Below are 18,235 nucleotides of genomic sequence, written 5' to 3'. Positions count from 1 at the left end.
TGACACTTTGTCACTATACGATTTAACAGGATAAAACCGAGCAGTGATCCATAGCACACTGGCTATTCCTCACTGCTCGGTTCAACATCTTATCGATTATATAGGAATTTTAGATACTCTTTTTCTATTTGAAATGTCTAAGCTCTGCTCGTGTCGGCATCCCTGTTTGTGCGCCTATTTTTGTGGTAGAAAGAGCTGCACAGATATTCGCTGTTTCGATTGCTGTTTCATAAGGCATTCCCTCAGCCAGAAAGGCTGCCAAGGTACCCGTAAAGGTATCGCCTGCACCTGTTGTATCAAGAACTTCTATATCCTTTACCGCAGAAATTGTTCGCACCTCACCATCAAAAACATAGGAAACACCCTGACTGCCTCTAGTAACAATCAATTGTGTGTCGTGGTTTTCCGCCCATTCCAGCATCGCTTCTTCCATATCTTGTTCCTTCAGTGTATGACCAATCAAGCCTTCGAACTCTGTCTCATTTGGTGTGATGATATCGATTTTGTCCAGCATGTTTACAATGTCAGCATGAAACGGGGCGGGATCGATGATCGTTTGTACATTGGTTTTCTTTGCGTAATATAAGCCCTGTCTGATCGTCTCTAGGGGTACTTCCAACTGGGCAACAAATAGGTCTTTATCGTTGAACGCTTCAACAAGCTCAGCTGTTTCAGACAGCAGCATATTGGCCCCTGGGAACACAATGATGGCATTATCAGAATGAATCCTGAAAATCGATGCAATGCCGGTAAATGCACCATCTTTCACAGTAACAAATCGAGTGTCCACACCCTCTGCTCGTAAATGTTCCAGAGCTTTCTCACCAAAGGTATCACCCCCAACAGAAGCTGTTAAAGAAACACGCCCGCCAATACGTGCTGCGGCAACCGCCTGATTCCCGCCTTTGCCACCCATGTAATAGTCCACACTGCCGCCTAACATCGTTTCTCCAATCACTGGAAAGCCGTCTGTTTCCATCGATATATCAATATTGATACTCCCTAAAACAAATACTCTATTCACTAGCTATCCCTTCTTTCCATCTATATACTACTGGCATCACTTTAATGGAGTGTATATCTCTTTACTTAGCGGCCTCCAACAATCGGTAAACAGTCTCTGTAAAGCGTTGGACAAAATCCTGCCCCTTCACATCCAGACCAATCTGAGCACTTTTTTCTGTGTCATTCAAACGTGGAAGAGCTGCAATTGTTCGACCAGTCGAAGCCCCCTTGGTTTCAACTGTCAAATTGATGGGTAAATAATCTGTAACGATCTCCGGATTGACTGCCACCTCAACAGCCAACGGATCATGCAATGCACCGCCAAATTCAGAATGATCATATTCATTTTGATAATAATAAGTGGTAAATGCTGTCACCGCTTGAGCTGCCTTAGTGCTGAGTGATTGCCAGGTTTGAATGTCCTTTCCTGTCAGCATCGTCTTCAATGTGATATCCAGCCCAACGATCACCAGCGGTATATCGCTTTCCAAGACAAATTTTGCTGCGTGAGCATCATTGAATATATTCGCTTCGGCAAAAGATGTGACATTTCCCGGAACAGTAAGCGCCCCGCCCATTACTACGATTTTCCCAATTTTTTCTATTGCCGCTCGGTCTTTTTTGATGGCTTCAGCTAAATTTGTCAACGGTCCTGTTGTTACAACTGTCAACAGATTCCCATATTCATGTGCTGCTTGGATCATAAAATCAATTGCCGATATAGGACTTTCTCTTCGACTCGATACACCTAAATCGATATTTCCCAAACCATTTTCGCCATGGATATGTTGAATATTCTCAGATGGTACATAAGAATCCATCCCCCAAGGAACGTCCGAGCCTTTAAAAACAGGAATATCATTCTGGCCGAATAAGTCTAAAATATCAATAGAGTTCTTCACCGCTTTATCAACAGTGACATTTCCAAACGATGTGGTGATCCCCAATAATTCAATCTCTTCATGCCCCAAAGCATACGCAACTGCCAGTGCATCATCGATCCCAGTATCCAAATCCAAAATCATCTTCATGCTCATTACTCCTCCTAGCTATTAGCAATATCCAGCACTCTCCATAGGAAAGGCTTTCATAATACTAGTATACAAAGAGAATCGAATGATTGAAACTATCAGCCTCAGAAAATTGTCTACATATACGTTATTTTCAAAATGAAACGCAAATACAGGTCGCTGTCTAAGCCAAATAAAAGAGAGTGGGACAATAATTTGTTCCCACCCTCTATTCCATACCTTAACTCCGAATAAACGGCAAGTCAGAAGCAGCTCCTACGGCAATAAGCCGGAATTCAACAAAAATTTGTGGCACAATTTTCGTGAATTCCGGCTTATTGTTTTGAATCACTGTGATTGCTTACAAAGTAAGCTGAAAAGTACCTACCTGGTGCTTGTAGCTAAACACTTCTATCTCAGCCTCTTTTATTCGTGTGTATTAGTTTTCTTTTAGCTGCTCAACCAGCTCTTTCAATGCTGCATCAGCTGTTATGCCATTATCCTTCTTGATTGCCGCTTCTGAGATAATGAATGAGCCGCCTACACCGATCACATGCGCATCAGCCAGATAATCAACAAAATTATTTTTATCGATACCGCCGGTAGGTAAAAACTGCACATCATAAAACGGTCCGCTCAACGCCTTGATTGCCTTTAGACCTCCATAGATATCTGCTGGGAAGAACTTGACAACCTTAATGCCGTATTCCAACGCTCGTTGGATATCTCCCGGAGTTGCTGTTCCCGGAAATACTGGAATATCACGAGTCAAACAATAATCAATGACCTCAGGAACAACGGCAGGGGACACGATGAATTTCGCACCATTTTCCACTGCGATTTCAGCTTCTTTTAGACTTCTGACTGTTCCTGCTCCTACCGTCAACTCACCGGACGCAGACAGTTTCTTCATCGCCTTCGCCGCCAATTCACTGCGGAAAGTCACTTCAATAAACCGAACATCATTCTTGATGAGGACTTCCTCCAGCTTATCCAGACAGCTCAAATCAGTTGCTGTGTACAGCGGCAACAGCTTTGTCTTCGCTAGTTGCGTGTAGATTTCATGATCCATATTTGCCAACATATCTGTTCCCTCTTTCTACTGACACATCTAATTTTTCTTCTCTTTGACGATTGCTTCATGCAATCCCTGCATATAGCCGATACCGATTGCTCGATCATGCAGTCCATATCCAGGCATCGCATGCTCGCCCCAAATCGTTCTGCCATGATCCGGACGAATCACGCCGTCAAAGCCGGCATCAACAAGAGCCTTCATGATCGCATACATATCCAGCGAACCCTCTGTGCTCAAATGAGCAGTTTCGATGAATTTCTTCTCGCCAAGAAATCCAACATTGCGGAAATGAACGAAATTGATTTTGTGCCCAACCTGTTTGATCATTTCAACCAAATCATTTGACGGATCTGCACCTAAAGATCCTGTACAGAAGGTTAGTCCATTGTACGGAGAATCAACAATGTCTAATATTCTCTGCAGATCTTCCAAATTTTTAGTGATTCTTGGGAAACCGAAAATTTCCCACGGTGGATCATCCGGATGAATCGCCATTTTTACATCCATTTCTTCACACACAGGTATGATTTTCAATAGGAAATATTTTAGATTCTCAAAAAGATCTTCTTCCGTCACACCTTCATAAATTTTTACCAATGAATCAAACTTCTTCAAACGCTCTTCTTCCCAACCAGGCAAGTCAAAGCCTTTGGATTGGCTATGGATCAGCTTAAACATATCACCAGGTTCCATATTATCTACAACGGCTTGATCATAAACTAGAGAGAAACTGCCGTCACTGTTTTCATGAGCTAATGTTGTTTTTGCCCAACCGAAAATTGGTTTAAAGCTGTAACAAATCAAGTTCACACCACATGCAGACAAATTGCGAATCGTTTGAATATAATTATCGATATATTTGTCTCTGTCCGGCGCTCCGGCCTTGATGGAATCGTGAATGGCTACACTCTCGATACCCAGCAATTCCAAATTGCCCTTTTCAACTGATTGCTTTAATCCTTGGATCTCATTGACTTCCCAGACATCCCCCGGTAATTTATTCAGTAGTGTACCTACAATTCCGGTAATGCCGGGAATCTGTTTCACATATTGTAATGGGATGGAATCTCCTTCTCCATACCATCTGAATCCCCATTTCATCACTAATCATCCTTCACTAATTTTTTAGAGGAAAACCTCGTGTATACATCGTTATTTTTATTTCAGCTGATCCTAAAAATCGTCTTCCTCTTCTTCCTCTGCATCTGTTTCAGCAGCTGCCACATGCCAAGTACTGATACTACTCAGCCCTTGATCTAAAATACTTTGAGCCATTTGATCGCTTGCGCTTGTACCAATCAACTGATGATTGATGGTTTCCAGCAGCATAGGCAGATTCACCCCGCCAATCACATAGGTGGATTCTCTCAATGACCCCTCTAGCGCATTGACAATAAGTAATGATTGATTGTACGGACTGGCACTTACCAGATCGGTCAGAACAATAACACCTGCTCCTTTATCCACGCTCTCGATCGCCCGCTTTATCTTTTGTCCTAATTCTTGAATATCATCGCCTTGATTCAAATTGACTGTTGCCGTATTATTGACCGCACCGATAATGACCTCTGCTGAATCCTTCAGACCATCACTTAGCTGTCCATGTGTTGCAATGACAATTCCAAGCATGAAACACCGCTCCTTTACAAATAAGATAAATTTATTGGTACTTAGATCTGTTCGTCCTCTTACAAATAACTATTTCAGGACTCTAGCATTCAAAAGACCTATTTAAACAGCTTGATGATTTTAATCATATTCGTACTGTTCAACTGCTTTTGATTCAACTCTGATTGGTCCAAGTAATACTGTGTACCTGAGTCGTCACTTGCTGTTTTTGCACTGAAAATATAGCTAATTTGACGTTTTTGTTTTTCTAAACGAGTCGTTTCATTTAGCTTGATCGGCGTTTCCCCATCACCTGTGATATACAGGTCAGCCTCCGCGCCAATACTATCCAGAAAATAAAGTTTTGCAGAGGGTTTACAGGACTTTTGCAATACATCCAGCCCCACCTCGCCAAAACATCCCTCATCTACAAAAGCAAAAGCCGTTTTTTTACCGGCACCTTCTCCAATCAATGACAGCATAGCCAGAACGGAAGAAGTATTTCGAATCAGTGTTTTTCGAGCAGATAAACCTTTCGCTATTTTACTCAGTAAGTAAAAATAACCACCATAACATAGAATGACAAAAAGGGTACTGATGGATCGAAGATCAAATGTATTGCCGGACTGAGCCATATACAGCATCGTCAGCAACCCTCCCGCCAACAAAGCAAGCATGGAACTGACTAATATAAACCCAGTGACAGCCTTCCTTTGCTTTGCACGATCAAACAAATAATAAGAACCAAAGCCTCTCGGCGGTGTATCATAGTACGTGCAAATGATTCGATCTGCTGTTTCGATGTTGCCGACATATAAATTGCTGGAGACATATTTTTTATTCTGTTGATACTCAATTACTTGGATATCTTCTCGTACTTCGGCAATATCTTTTACTAGCGCAGAAAGAAAACGTTGTTTTTGCTTTTTTGTACGCCGTAAACGATAAATATGCTGATAGCGAAACTGTCGATCCTTGAATACTTCATTTTGATCTATTTGTTCTACTCCATCTACCACTTTTAGTCCTCCTCTCATTAAGGTTGCAACAGAGTGCTATCCTCGAATAGCCAACTTCTAAAACACCGTTAATTCCGTTTTATGGAACCTGCATATGAGTACTACACTTTCGATTTCCCTGAAAATCCACAATTATTCCAATCCATCGGTCATGGCATGATCGAATGAAAGGCAAAGCAGTATTTCCTATAGTCCAAATTGTCCCAGTACATCTTTTAGTGTTGATTTTGGTGCGGACGGTGTCGCTTGGAAATAGATATCTTCCACGCCATATTGCTCATTCATTTCTTTCAGCTTCTCAGCATCGGATTTGTTCAGATAAACAGATTTCGTTACTAGAATATCTTTCTCCGGATTTTTTTGAGCGATCCCGCCAATATTCAATTCTTTCATTGGCACACCATGTGTTACTAAGTCATAAATCACGCTGACTGTCTTTGCAATCAAGATGCAATTGTACTCTTTGAATGCAAATTCATCCCAATAAAATTTAGCTTTCTCTGGTGTGATAACAATAGTCTTCTGTCCTGTACGACTTCCTGCACTTTTGTACAGATCACGCATGAATTTATCTTTTGCCACAACTTCATCGACAACAAAGATAGAATTTACACCGCTTTTTTGTGACAGAGTCATCATTACCTGTCCATGAATCAAACGCTCATCAACACGCGCTAAGTTAATTGTTCCCATGATTCTTCCTCCTTTATCCTTATCAGGAACCAGACAGTGACTGACTGGCTCCTTCATTTAGAAAATTACAAGATTCCGACAGCTGCCAATACGATCAATATTCCTGTCAGCCATAATAGTGCTTGCGTTACCTTCAGTCCTTTTTTCGTGTAGAACCAGTACACACCCATCACGACAGCAAGGGGCAGGATTCCCGGAACAATTTGATCCAGTATGTCCTGTATGATGAATTCCCGTCCGGATATTTTGAATTGGAGTGTCGAAGCAACTTTTACATAGTTCCCTGCTAAGATCCCCATCATGAACAAACCTAAAACGGAAAGTGTCTCAATCGCATTTTGTACTCCTGAGCTTTGCATCAACCCTGTCGCATTACGTCCCATTGAGAACGCCTGACGAGCAAAGAACATACCTAACATCACTTGATACAGTGCAAAAGCGACGAATGGGAACAGTGCGCCCAGCGCACTTCCTTGCTCAGCCCACGGAACAGCAATTGCAATAAAGATATACTGAACAGTTCCAGAATCGATTGCATCACCAATACCAGCTAAAGCACCCATCAAACCAGCCTTTGTGTTGTACATCAAATCGTCTTGCATCAACACTTCCGTGCCTTCATGTTCTTCCTGTGCCCGTTGTTGTTCCATTGACGACATCAGACCAGTGATTACCCCACCGCCCCAGCTAAGCTGTGTGTTGAAAAACAGCAATTGTCGTTTGTAAGCGGCCTTCAATGCATCATCATTTTTATAAAGTTTTCTCAAAATCGGCATCATCGCATAAAGTAATGACGGTGCTAAATAACGTTCAAATGAATGCGGGATCTCATTAGCGAAATGCCATCTAAGATACGCTTTTGTCACATCTTTTTTTGTGATTTCTTCTGGTGCGAGATTTGTCTTTTTTGTTATCTCAGTCATTTTATTCCCTCCTGTTTAAAAAGTATCTTGGCCTGTCCTGCCACTTGGCTGCAAAAATCAGCCGGGCAAAAACTAAAAGCCGTCATCGTAATCGTCATCATCATCGCCTTCAAATGAAGCACCTGTTGAGCCGCCGCCATTATCTGCTGCTGGTACATTCTTCCCTTTTTGGGATTGTACAAAAATCAGCGCAATAATAATACCGAAAATCGCGTAAGTAACCATTGTTACTTCCAATGACTTCATGACAATACTCATAAAATAAGCAAGGAAGAAAAAGACCATGTAATCTTTTCGACCAATAACATAAACTGTTGTTGCAATACCGATTGCTGCTAATCCGCCGCCCACAACTTCAAGAACGTGAATCACAACTGTTCCTTCCAAGGCAGTGATAACATCCGCAATAACTGGTGCACCATAATAAAGAGAAATAAATACTAGAGGAACAAACAGCAGGAATGAAGCAATCGTCGGATAAACAATAACTGAGCGAGCAATCGCTTTTGCATTCAAATCTTCTACGGCTTTATCTGTATATTTCCCTAAAAATGTGTTGATGAAAAATCTAAACTGATACAAATAGCTTCCCAGTAATCCTACCGGAACGGCTACTGCAATCGCTGCTTCCGGTGAAAGATTCCCCAGTAAAGCAACTGGAACGGCGATTGCTGCGGCAATTGACGGCTCTGCCGGCATTGATCCACCAGGTGAGAATACACCCATATAGATCATCTGTAACGAAGCAGTAACGATCATTGCCTGCGGGACGTTCCCCATAACAATCCCGACGATAAGACCTGTCATCAGAGGAGAGAATCTGAGCGTCAGTGTTGCTCCTCCTCCCAGCCATCTTGACATAACGGCTGCTGTCCACAATGCGATCAATAAACTTTGTAATACACTTAAAGTTTCCATATGTCTCCTTCTTTCTGTTGAAGGAACCATTCAAATAATTTCATGGTTCCCTTATTTTGGAGGTTCGATGTCCATTTCCCTAGTATTTTTGATAAAAGGGAAATGGCTCTCCTTCTTTCTTTTGAGGAAACTGTTCAGGTAACTGACCAGTTTCCTCTTTTTCGTGGTCCGATATCCAAGCGATCCAGGCTTAATGCTTTGCGACGAGGATCGCAGTCACACGAGAACCGTAGGAGCACCTTTCCATATTCGTAAATTCTTGTTAAAAGAGTAATGGTTCTCCTTTTTTCTGTTGAAGGAACCATTCAAATAATTTCATGGTTCCCTTATTTTGGAGGTTCGATATCCATTTCCCTAGCATTTTTGATAAAAGGGAATTGGCTCTCCTTCTTTCTTTTGAGGAAACTGTTCAGGTAACTGACCAGTTTCTTCTTTTTCGTGGTCCGATGTCCATTTCCCTAGTATTTTTGATAAAAGGGAAATGGCTCTCCTTCTTTCTCTTGAGGAAACTGTTCAAGTAACTGACCAGTTCCTTCTTTTTCGTGGTCCGATAGCCAAGCGATCCAGGCTTAATGCTTTGCGACGAGGATCGCAGTCACACGAGAACCGTAGGAGCACCTTTCCATATTCGTAAATTCTTGTTAAAAGAGTAATTGTCATCCCTGTTCCGTTGACATCAGACAATCCTCTATTCTCTCCAAAGCAGCTCGACCTTTTTATACTTTGTCCGTCATATACTCTTCCAGCTGATAAACGGCTTGCTTCAAGCTAGATTCAGTGATTGTTACTGGTATGAGATGAACTTTAGCTTTTGAATGAACAAATGCAACGATTTCATCGATCACTGCTTCATCTTCTGGATAAATTCCCATCTGATGGAGGGACATTGGCAAGTTTAATTCTTTATAAAATGGCAGAAGCTGATCGATCAGCGACCATTTTCCTTCGATAGCCAGCTGATAAAAAATCCCATATGCAACCTTCTCACCATGTAAAAACTGATGGCTCTCCGGAATGTATTTACTCATGCCATCATGCATTGCATGTGCGGCGGCATTTCGTGCATATTTATCACCCAACCCGCCAACCATACCTGCAACTGCGAATACGATTTCTGACAAACGAATGAATTCATCTGATAATTTCTGTTCCTTCATATCTTGAATCGCTTGTGCTGAATCACGCATGATCGCCTCTTTACAAAGCACTGATGTGAAACCCGCCATTTGTAAAAATGGTTCTTTCTTCAAATGCTCTTGCTGAAGAATCGCATCCGACTCATACCATTTAGCCAACGTATCAGCTAATCCGGCAATAAAATATTCAACTGGAGAATCGATAACCAGTTCGGGCTCTGTTATAAGGAAAGCAGCTTGTCTTAAGAAGTGTTCTGTTTTCCCCTCTGATTCACCATTCTCCTTATACATAACTGAGAGTGGTGTCCACGGAGCACAATTACTGGCTAGTGTTGGAATAACACCGAAATTAAGATTCAATCGATGGGCAGCGTAGCCAACTAAATCTGTCAGTTTGCCGCCGCCAACACCAATAATGAAATCCGTTCCTGCTTTTCTTGCCGCCTCCATCACTAAATCTGTGCCATAATAGCTGCACTCGCCTGTATACTGATGGTACGTGAAATGGTAGCTGCTATTATTCAGAAAATCCAGCTTTGGTTTTGCTTTTTCCCAAGAAACAGTACCATGAACGATCAGAATATTGTTTGCTTTATACTCCTCAAGCAGCTGTGGAACAACAGCTAGAGCATCGGTATGATACTCATAAAACTGTGGTCCGACTTTTACCTTCAAATCATTCAGCATGTAGACACTTCCTTACTGGAAATATGACTGCTGTACGGTTGTACAGATCGCTCTGGAAGTTGTCCTTTCGCAACATCTTCAACATCTCGAACGCATTTCTTACCCATTTCTTCCAGACATTCCATCGTGTAAGCAGAAGTATGCGGCGTCATCACCACGTTCTCTACTGAAAGATAAGGATGATCTTTGCGCCCAGGTTCTTCTTCAAGAACATCCGTTGCGAATCCTGCAATTTTACCGGATTTTAAACCGCTTACAATTGCTTCTTCGTTAACTAGAGCTCCTCGTGCACTATTGGATATATAAACATGGTCCTTCATTTTTTCGATTTCTTTTTCTGAAATCATATGGTAATTATCCTCAGTCAAATTCGCACATAAGCAGATCACGTCTGAAGACTCAAGTAGCTCTTCAAAGCTTACTTTCTTTGCTCCAAAGCTCTGGATATGCATTTCAGACTTGTATGGGTCATACGCGAGGACCTCACACTGAAATCCGTTACGAACAATTTCTACTACACGACTGCCTGTATTTCCAACACCGATAACGCCAACAGTTTTATTGAAAAGTGTTCTGCCGACAAAATGCGCTCTGTCTTCCCAGTCATCTTCTCTTACACTTTGTTGGGCTTCAACTGTTCGTCGTAAAATCGTCATTAGGTTTGTTACATTATTTTCTGCCACTGCATCCCGTTCGACAAGTGCTGGGATGATCGTAACAATCGTATCATGCTTCTTCGCAGCTTCGACATCAACATTATTGTACCCAATTCCGTGCCTTGAAATTAAAATAAGTTCATCCTTATAATCAAAAAATTCCTGTGTAAAAAACGGTGTGACACTTGCAATAACAATGTTGTATCCTTGAAGTATTTCAGCTAACTCTCGCCCCGCAATCTCGCCATCTACAGTGAAATGCTTTACTTGACCAATTTTCTTCAGACTCTCCATATGCTCTGGAAATACCTTCCCAAAGCTGCTGGAATTAACAATTGCAATATTGTATTTCGACATGCTCAGCTCTCCTTTAACTGTTGTTTTTACAGTGTGTTCAAAAAAACATGTCTCGATGATGCTGCAGCTTTTGTTCGAGAAACGATTTGAATTTTTGTTATCTTTAAAAAGTCGTTGGAACCAGATTTTTTCGACTGGTGAAACGAATGGCTTGTCCTTTATTCTGAAAAACGCTCTCCACATTGCCTCCCTTCCCAAGCTCCTTTACCAATTCTTCTGATTTATCCAACTTTAACTGATAAATAGAAGTTCCAAACATTCACTTCCGAACTTACCTTTCCCCGACACCCACATCTTACTCGATAAAAAAAAATATGTAAAGCTTTATCATAAATAAAAAATATTTTTTATTAGAATGACAAAATCTAGTATTAACAACATATGTAAGCGCAACCATAAAAATAAATTTTATCACCATTTAACCTTCTAAAAATGAACCATTCAGTTCATATATTTTGAGGAAATAAAAAAAGCGAAGTAATCACTCTCTTATCCAATTTTCTATGTTCAAAATAGATGATCTGTTTTTTTATTATTTCTGCCTAAGATAAAAACATCCTTTTCATTATGCTGTCAACATCTTTTTCAAGGGAAAAAGAGCTCCCCTCATTCTCTATGTTATATTAAGATATCTAAAAACGATGTGCGTAATTTTTTTAAGACAAAAATGCTCAAATTAATTAAGAAAACCAAAGTAAGCGTTTTCTAAATATAAATATTTTCTTATCGAATTTAATAACCACTCATTCAAATTTTTTACGAACTTTGCTCGAAAATATTTTTTTCTAAAACTGCTAAAAATTAAAAATTGTTTTTTTAATCCAACCTCTTTCACTATACTTTTCATACTGTTTTCATATTTTTCAAGAAAACTTATCAAAAAGAGGCTGGCCAAAAGGAAGAAATATACGAAAATGGCTTTTCGTATTTTTAGTATCCAAGTAGGTACTTTGCCACATCAGAACTACTACAGTAGTTGCTGTTTGTTAAAGCAATTTCGGCTTAATTTCGAAAGAGCAGCTTTTGACTCGCCGTCTATTCGTGTTTAGAGTGTGAGACAATTTCTAATTTGATTATTGTCTCACACTCTTAATAATTAGTATTTTGAGTAAAACCAATCATATAGAACAACTGCTTATTTATTTGCCTCAGCTGTTTCAATATTCGTATAAAGCTGCTGTTCTACATTCTTATCCAGTGTTTCCCAACTTTCCCCATATACATGATCGATTCGTCCATAAGTATCATAAGAAATAATCAAGACATGCTCACTATTCTTATATTCAAAAATCGTATAGTCCCTCTTTTGGTTATCATAACTATCCCGATACGTCCAATCCTGATGCTCTGTGTCAGCCAAGTAATCAATATGTTCCAACAGTGATTGTTTCACAGCCTCTGTTGTGAACTCCGGTCGGTAATCCATATTCCACTCACGATGATCTGTTAGCAAGAACGAATGAAAAAAGAACTGGCTTGAGGTCCAGGGACGGACCTTCATATCTGCCCAAATCCGCACATATTCTAGCCCATCGAGCTCTGTCCATCCTTCTCCAAACACATCTTTGATCTTTTCATCATCATCCAATTGTAAGATTGCAAAAGGTTCGTCAAGTAATCCGAAGTACACGCCAATCAGTTGGCCATAGCCTTCAACTGTATCAATTGTTGAATATAGAAAGCCCGCATTTTCAAGATCTAAAGTTTCTAATTGTTGAACATCGACATCTAAAAACATTGATTCAGCTTCTTCGCTAACATGCCTTACAGTAAATTTGAAACGTTCTAAATCATCTTCTGTATCAATATAAAAAAGATAGGCGAAGTTATTGTACATAAAGCTGCTGTATTTTAAATCCGAAAAATCAAGGACACTTCTCTCCGTACTTGTTTCCGGCAATACCAGCTCTGATGGTTTATAAACTGAAGTTCTATTGCTTGCACTTACCAGCCTCAATAAAATCAATACCACTGCCACTATTACCCAGGTGGCTTTCGATGATTGTGACTTGGTCTTGGGCCTAATCTCATTTTCAACATGTGCTCTTCCTTCACGCTGAATCATAGATGGGGCGATTTGCTTCAGCAAATCAAATCTAGCCTTAGCCTCTGAATATTCCTGAAGCTCTGCATAAATATGACCAGTCAAAAGAAGAAACACTGAATAAGGCAAGGTTGGCAATTCACTCGATTCATCTAGTAAAAGCTTTTCAACTGACCCATTTCCAGAAAGCCAATCAATATAGTTGCTCAAATATCTGGTCGTCTCATTTAGAGGCAATGCCTGCAGCTCAGCAAAAAGACCTGAGATCTGCCATTTGGAATGCTCCATTGCCAACCTAACATCTTTCGTTAGTGTATAGGCGACCTGTAAATTCAGAAGATCCGGATCTTCTGAAAGTATGCTCTGGCATTCCACCAGCTTTTTTCTCCATTGATTTCTCTCTGGCATTCCTCTAGCAAGCATTTGGTATAATTCATAGCGCCCAAAGAAATAAGGAATCCGTTCCTCTTCGGCTATCTTCCAATAGCATTCAAAGGAATAATCAGGTACATGCTGGATATCTTCCCAATAATAACTAAAGGAAGTCCTTATTTTAACGTCTTCCACCAGCTTATCAAAACCAAATACCTCTTCTAAAAAGGTGATGATACGTTTCGATAATAGCGGGTAGTTCTCCAACAAAAAACGCTGCATGATCCCTTCGATATGCTCATAATCGGTGATTGACCACTCCAGTTCTTTCGTGAATAAGGATTGCCACTTTTCTAAATCATCAAAAAAAGCTTTTCCATTGTATAAATCTGACAGCTGATCGGCAAAGCTCTGAACAGCATTCTGAGTATCATCTACTGATACTTCTTCCTCAGCTGCTTCTTTTAAATCAACAAAAAATTTCGGCTCCTCCATTTCAGAAGAAAAGTGATTATCGTCAACCGTATCTGCCAACAGTAACGCTTGGTCAAAGGCTTCCTTCAGCTTTTGAAATTCTTCCGGCTCTTGATCGATAGCCAACTGTTTTATTTTTGTAGCGTATGCTTTTTTTATCTCCTTCTTATTTGAAATCGGCTTGATTCCAAGTAACTCCCAACAACTCATTTATGCAACTCCCTCTTGATAGTCCTGTTAATGCTTTTATTACGTGAAAAAGAACTGTTCCTCACTATGAAATACCTCAAACGGAATGTTTTCCAGCAAGAATCATGGACGTTCATGGTTCAAAGTCGAATATCCAATATTGATCACTCTTTGTTAACAGACTTTATATATTAATAGTACACTGGAAATAGTAATTTTTACAGATTGAATTTTTTCTATTGGTCAGCTTCAACAAACAGAGCTCAGCTATATCTATATTTTCATTTACTCCACAAAATTTCCGATTCTTATGCCAGCAATTCTCTCGATTCCTCTGATTATAATTGTTCATTCTGTATCAGGTTTCAACAGGATAATTACGTAAAACAACCATAAAAAATGATCAAAGGCTTTACAGAGCGTTCGCTGATTTAGTACACTTATAGTATTCTGAAACGCTTTCTACATAAAAACAAGAACCTCCATTACTTAATCACTCAATCATTACCCCACAAAAACTGCCCAAATCTATGGCTTATTTAACTATGCATCTCAACTTTGTTACTACCACTTTCTCTGCAAATAGCTTGTCGCTGCTGTTTGATTCTATTTCCACTATGACCTGATTTGAAAAGCGGCACAGGTCAAGATTGGAGGCTACGATGAAAAATCATTATTTAGATCAACGAATCCGATTAAAAATGGGTTCTCTTAGTGATACAGAACAAAAAATTTCTGATTACTTTACCCACTCAGACGAAGTATTGTCCATGAAAACATTGGAGGAGCTGGCTGGCGAAATCGGCGTGTCTCAGTCCTCTATTTATCAGTTTGTAAAAAAAATCGGCTATAGCGGTTTCCAGGATTTTAAAATAGACGTTGCTCGTAACACCAATTATCAACCGGCTTTCCAAAATGTGAATCACATGACAGGTGCAGATGATATCAGTCCGGAAGATTCCAGTATCGATATTGCAAAAAAAGTACTTCAATCAAACATCTATTCATTAAGCAACTCGATTCATTTTTTGACAGAAGATTTGCTTAACGAGGTGTTATCATTGATGTACTCTGCGAAAACACTCCATTTCTTTGGACAGGGCGGATCGACGATTGTTGCATTTGACAGCTTTCATAAGTTCATCCGTACAAAATACCGTTGTAACCATTTATTTGACTATCATATGCAGCTAAGCTTTGCGACAAAAATGACCAGCGAAGATTGTGTGTTCATTTTTTCTCATTCAGGTCAGACAAAAGAATCAATCAACTTAGCTCGACAAATCAGGAAAACACCGGCAAAGATCATTGCCTTGACTGGCAACAGCGGCTCTGAACTAGTCTCATTATCAGATAAAGCAATCATCGTTCTGACAGAAGAAACCGTCTTTCGAACGGAATCTCTAGCTTCCAGAATCAGCTATCTGACAGTCATGGATATTTTGTATACGAACGTGATGCATCACAACTTTGACCAAAACGTCGAATCCTTGAAGAAAATCAGAGACAATATCAGCACCACCAAAACAAATCCTTATAATTTTACGCTCTGAGTAAACAAATAACTTCTGGATAAGCTAAAACAAGAAATGATCATCTACAGTTACCATTAAGCGAGCTAAAAGGTAACTATAGATGAATAAGGATGAGATAAATATGAATAAAGAAACTATCGCTTGCAAGCAAGCATACATCCGGTTAATAAATAAAACTGAAGACTATATAGAAAATAACCTGAAAGAAGCTATCTCATTAAACGATCTAGCAAGAAATGCTCATTTATCGGAATTTCATTTTCATAGAATTTTTAAAAAGTACTCTTCCGAAACCGTAAATGAGTTTGTAACCAGATTTAAATTAGAGCGTGCTGCGATTTTTCTATGTGTGGATCCTAAAATTTCTATCACTACTATTGCTATGGAGTATGGATATAATGATTCTAGTTCATTTAGTCGGACATTCAAAGCCCATTTTGGACTCAGTCCTTTGAATTACAGAAAACAGCAAGAATTGTCAAGTAATCGTGATTGGCTCATGAAATAATGATTTGTGTAAGACATAGTAAAAACAAGGAGGAATTATTATGATCGAGCCAATCAATATCACCATAAAGGAACTAGAGAAGCAAAGAATTATCTATATTCGTTTTAGGGGGAGCTATGTTGAATTCAGAAGACAAAGCAGGAAGCTCTTCAAAGAATTATTCGACTTTGCTGCCAAGAATAACTTAATTAGTTCTGACGAAACAAAGGTTTTGACAATTTATGACGACAATCCTTTTATTACAGAGGAAGTGAATCTTCGTACCAGTGTAGCAATGATTATTCCAGCAAATGCAAAAGTAGTTGAAAGTGGAAATGTTTGTGTATCCAGCATTTCAGGAAAATTTGCTGTTGGCCACTTTGAAATGTCAGGTAACCAGTACGAAGAAGCTTGGCAATATATGTACCAAGAATGGCTTTTTAAAAATAAAGCTAGAATAAGAGATGCTGTTCCGTTTGAAATGTATATTACAGAACCGCCTAAAAGTCTAAAAGACAAAAGTTTAACTGATATTTATATTCCGATTCTTTAAAGCTTTATCTGGCTGAAAAACAGAATTATGGACTAACGATAATTCGTTTATATCATGTGCTATAACAAGCAAAACAGAGGAATGCTGCATCCGTCGAAGCAGCGTTCCTCTGTTTTTTTATTAAAAGACGTCAACGTTTCATATTTTGGGGAGGATAGATTCGTCGCATTGCCTACACACACTTCTACCTTTAACAAACCCACAGACCTTTTCTATCCATATATTGTTGAGTCGTCTTAAAATACTCGATTGGTTATTTCTTTTCTTTGTTGCTCGTATAAAGAAAAATAAGTAAAGCAGCAGCCGTTATAAAAATACCCATAGTAAACAAACGGTTCTTTGTATTGTCTCCTGTTGATGGGAAAGATGACTTCTTTCGCTTTTCAGAAATGCCTTTCGTATAGCCCGTATTGCCTGTTCCCACAGACGTCTTAGTTCCCATTGCTTCAGAACTTCCCTTGACTTTTGAAGGCGGCTCAGAATCTCTAGTTGATGTTTCTTTCGTTTCTGTGCTCGTTTCGTTTTTCGGCTTGTCATCGCTTGAATTTGAACTTGATTCTAAGCTGCTTTCCTGACTCGGTTCGGTACTGCTATCTATTTCATTCTCTTCACTTGAATTTGTACTGTCCTCCGGCTTTTCCACTGGTTCCGAGCTATTGTCCATAGGTGGTTCTTCACTTGTTTCTGTGCTATTCTCAACCTTCGGCTCTTCATTTGGCGGAGTACTTGAGTCAGATTCTTGTTCTTCTGTGTTATCTGTACTCGTCTCTATTTCAGGTTCACTGCTGGATTCTGTAATCGGGTCTTTAAATAATGCATCTTCAATGACAGTCTGTCTTTGACTATACGGAGTTAAATGCTGATTGTCTTCCGGCTGACCATCTGACACTCTGACACTAAACAATTTAGGTGCCTGAATGGACTCTAATAACGTGACTGTAAAAGAAAAAGCTGCTTGTTTGCCGTCGAATAAAAGAGTACCGTCATAATCAATCGATAATGCCGGATCAACATTCTCAAATGAAACAACTGATTGTGAAATCGGATCACTATCACCGGAATAATTGATTGTTGCATAAACCGTGACCGGTTTGCCCACCTGCAGCTTCGCAACTCCGGAATTAAACAATGAATACTCATCAACAAACGTTATTCGATCTGCATTTGCCCATTTCGCTTCCCGGCTTACTAAAGCCGCTTCCTCCGAAATTGAAACATCTCCATCCACCAAACCATCGCTGCTTATCGAAGCAGTAGATAACATAGCAAGCGATACCAGCATCATTCGCATCATACTCACAATTATTCCTTCTTTCATTTTTATTCCCAGTTGGCCAATACCTGATAACAATAAAATAATACAAATAACAGTTGTCCGTTTACTTTTTTTGCTGAAGAAAAAAATAAAATTACAATAATTTAGAGAGAGGCTCCTAAAAATACTCTTTTCTCGTTTCACATTCTTATCTCTTTTTCTTATGGCATGATAAG

The 18,235-nt window shown here is 39.7% G+C and carries 16 protein-coding genes; 3 read left to right on the top strand and 13 right to left on the bottom strand.

Annotation, left to right across the window (positions count from 1 at the left end):
* Window positions 1-124 precede the first annotated feature (124 nt).
* The 12 genes from I6N96_RS14140 to I6N96_RS14085 all read right to left on the bottom strand — a co-directional run bounded on the left by I6N96_RS14140 (window position 125) and on the right by I6N96_RS14085 (window position 14,190).
* Window positions 125-1,024 (bottom strand): ribokinase, encoded by a 900-nt coding sequence (locus I6N96_RS14140; protein WP_209558196.1) that lies wholly within the window; start codon window positions 1,022-1,024, stop codon window positions 125-127.
* Between the two features lie 61 nt (window positions 1,025-1,085).
* A complete protein-coding gene (locus I6N96_RS14135) occupies window positions 1,086-2,036 on the bottom strand; it encodes a nucleoside hydrolase (protein ID WP_209558195.1) in 951 nt (316 codons plus the stop codon).
* Window positions 2,037-2,454: 418 nt separating this feature from the next.
* Window positions 2,455-3,099: a bifunctional 4-hydroxy-2-oxoglutarate aldolase/2-dehydro-3-deoxy-phosphogluconate aldolase gene (locus I6N96_RS14130; RefSeq protein ID WP_209558194.1), complete on the bottom strand. Its 645-nt coding sequence runs from the start codon at window positions 3,097-3,099 to the stop codon at window positions 2,455-2,457.
* Window positions 3,100-3,126: 27 nt separating this feature from the next.
* Complete coding sequence (gene uxuA, locus I6N96_RS14125; protein ID WP_209558193.1) at window positions 3,127-4,194, bottom strand: mannonate dehydratase; 1,068 nt, start codon at window positions 4,192-4,194, stop codon at window positions 3,127-3,129.
* 72 nt (window positions 4,195-4,266) lie between these two features.
* Window positions 4,267-4,722, bottom strand: a complete 456-nt coding sequence (locus I6N96_RS14120) for a PTS sugar transporter subunit IIA (RefSeq protein ID WP_209558192.1) — start codon at window positions 4,720-4,722, stop codon at window positions 4,267-4,269.
* A 98-nt stretch (window positions 4,723-4,820) separates the two neighbouring features.
* Window positions 4,821-5,720 carry a hypothetical protein gene (locus I6N96_RS14115; protein ID WP_245186981.1) on the bottom strand — a complete coding sequence of 300 codons (900 nt, stop codon included), beginning with the start codon at window positions 5,718-5,720 and terminating at the stop codon, window positions 4,821-4,823.
* Between the two features lie 186 nt (window positions 5,721-5,906).
* Entirely contained in the window at window positions 5,907-6,413 is a 507-nt protein-coding gene (locus I6N96_RS14110; protein ID WP_209558191.1) for a PTS sugar transporter subunit IIB, read from the bottom strand.
* A 65-nt stretch (window positions 6,414-6,478) separates the two neighbouring features.
* On the bottom strand, window positions 6,479-7,336 hold the full coding sequence (locus I6N96_RS14105) for a PTS system mannose/fructose/sorbose family transporter subunit IID (RefSeq protein WP_209558190.1): 858 nt from the start codon (window positions 7,334-7,336) through the stop codon (window positions 6,479-6,481).
* Window positions 7,337-7,408: 72 nt separating this feature from the next.
* The gene (locus tag I6N96_RS14100) at window positions 7,409-8,254 is read right to left on the bottom strand and encodes a PTS mannose/fructose/sorbose/N-acetylgalactosamine transporter subunit IIC (RefSeq protein WP_209558189.1); all 846 of its coding nucleotides are present in this window, start codon (window positions 8,252-8,254) and stop codon (window positions 7,409-7,411) included.
* Between the two features lie 716 nt (window positions 8,255-8,970).
* Window positions 8,971-10,077 carry an iron-containing alcohol dehydrogenase family protein gene (locus tag I6N96_RS14095; RefSeq protein ID WP_209558188.1) on the bottom strand — a complete coding sequence of 369 codons (1,107 nt, stop codon included), beginning with the start codon at window positions 10,075-10,077 and terminating at the stop codon, window positions 8,971-8,973.
* Window positions 10,071-11,090 carry a D-isomer specific 2-hydroxyacid dehydrogenase family protein gene (locus I6N96_RS14090; RefSeq protein ID WP_209558187.1) on the bottom strand — a complete coding sequence of 340 codons (1,020 nt, stop codon included), beginning with the start codon at window positions 11,088-11,090 and terminating at the stop codon, window positions 10,071-10,073. Before I6N96_RS14090 ends, I6N96_RS14095 begins: the two co-directional genes overlap by 7 nt.
* A gap of 1,135 nt (window positions 11,091-12,225) precedes the next feature.
* The gene (locus I6N96_RS14085) at window positions 12,226-14,190 is read right to left on the bottom strand and encodes a J domain-containing protein (protein ID WP_209558186.1); all 1,965 of its coding nucleotides are present in this window, start codon (window positions 14,188-14,190) and stop codon (window positions 12,226-12,228) included.
* Between the two features lie 641 nt (window positions 14,191-14,831).
* On the opposite strand from I6N96_RS14085, the gene I6N96_RS14080 reads away from it, so the two are divergent.
* The 3 genes from I6N96_RS14080 (at window position 14,832) to I6N96_RS14070 (ending at window position 16,744) form a co-directional block, all read left to right on the top strand.
* Window positions 14,832-15,722: a MurR/RpiR family transcriptional regulator gene (locus I6N96_RS14080; protein ID WP_209558185.1), complete on the top strand. Its 891-nt coding sequence runs from the start codon at window positions 14,832-14,834 to the stop codon at window positions 15,720-15,722.
* 103 nt (window positions 15,723-15,825) lie between these two features.
* The gene (locus I6N96_RS14075; protein WP_209558184.1) at window positions 15,826-16,212 is read left to right on the top strand and encodes a helix-turn-helix transcriptional regulator; all 387 of its coding nucleotides are present in this window, start codon (window positions 15,826-15,828) and stop codon (window positions 16,210-16,212) included.
* 40 nt (window positions 16,213-16,252) lie between these two features.
* Window positions 16,253-16,744 carry an AraC family transcriptional regulator gene (locus I6N96_RS14070; RefSeq protein WP_209558183.1) on the top strand — a complete coding sequence of 164 codons (492 nt, stop codon included), beginning with the start codon at window positions 16,253-16,255 and terminating at the stop codon, window positions 16,742-16,744.
* A gap of 253 nt (window positions 16,745-16,997) precedes the next feature.
* Here I6N96_RS14070 and I6N96_RS14065 read toward each other — a convergent pair whose 3' ends face one another.
* Entirely contained in the window at window positions 16,998-18,044 is a 1,047-nt protein-coding gene (locus tag I6N96_RS14065) for a peptidase (RefSeq protein WP_209558182.1), read from the bottom strand.
* Window positions 18,045-18,235: the final 191 nt, after the last annotated feature.

The sequence above is a fragment of the Enterococcus larvae genome (assembly GCF_017830045.1).
Taxonomy (GTDB): Bacteria; Bacillota; Bacilli; order Lactobacillales; family Enterococcaceae; genus Enterococcus_L; species Enterococcus_L larvae.
This window is presented reverse-complemented; position numbering and strand designations above follow the sequence as displayed.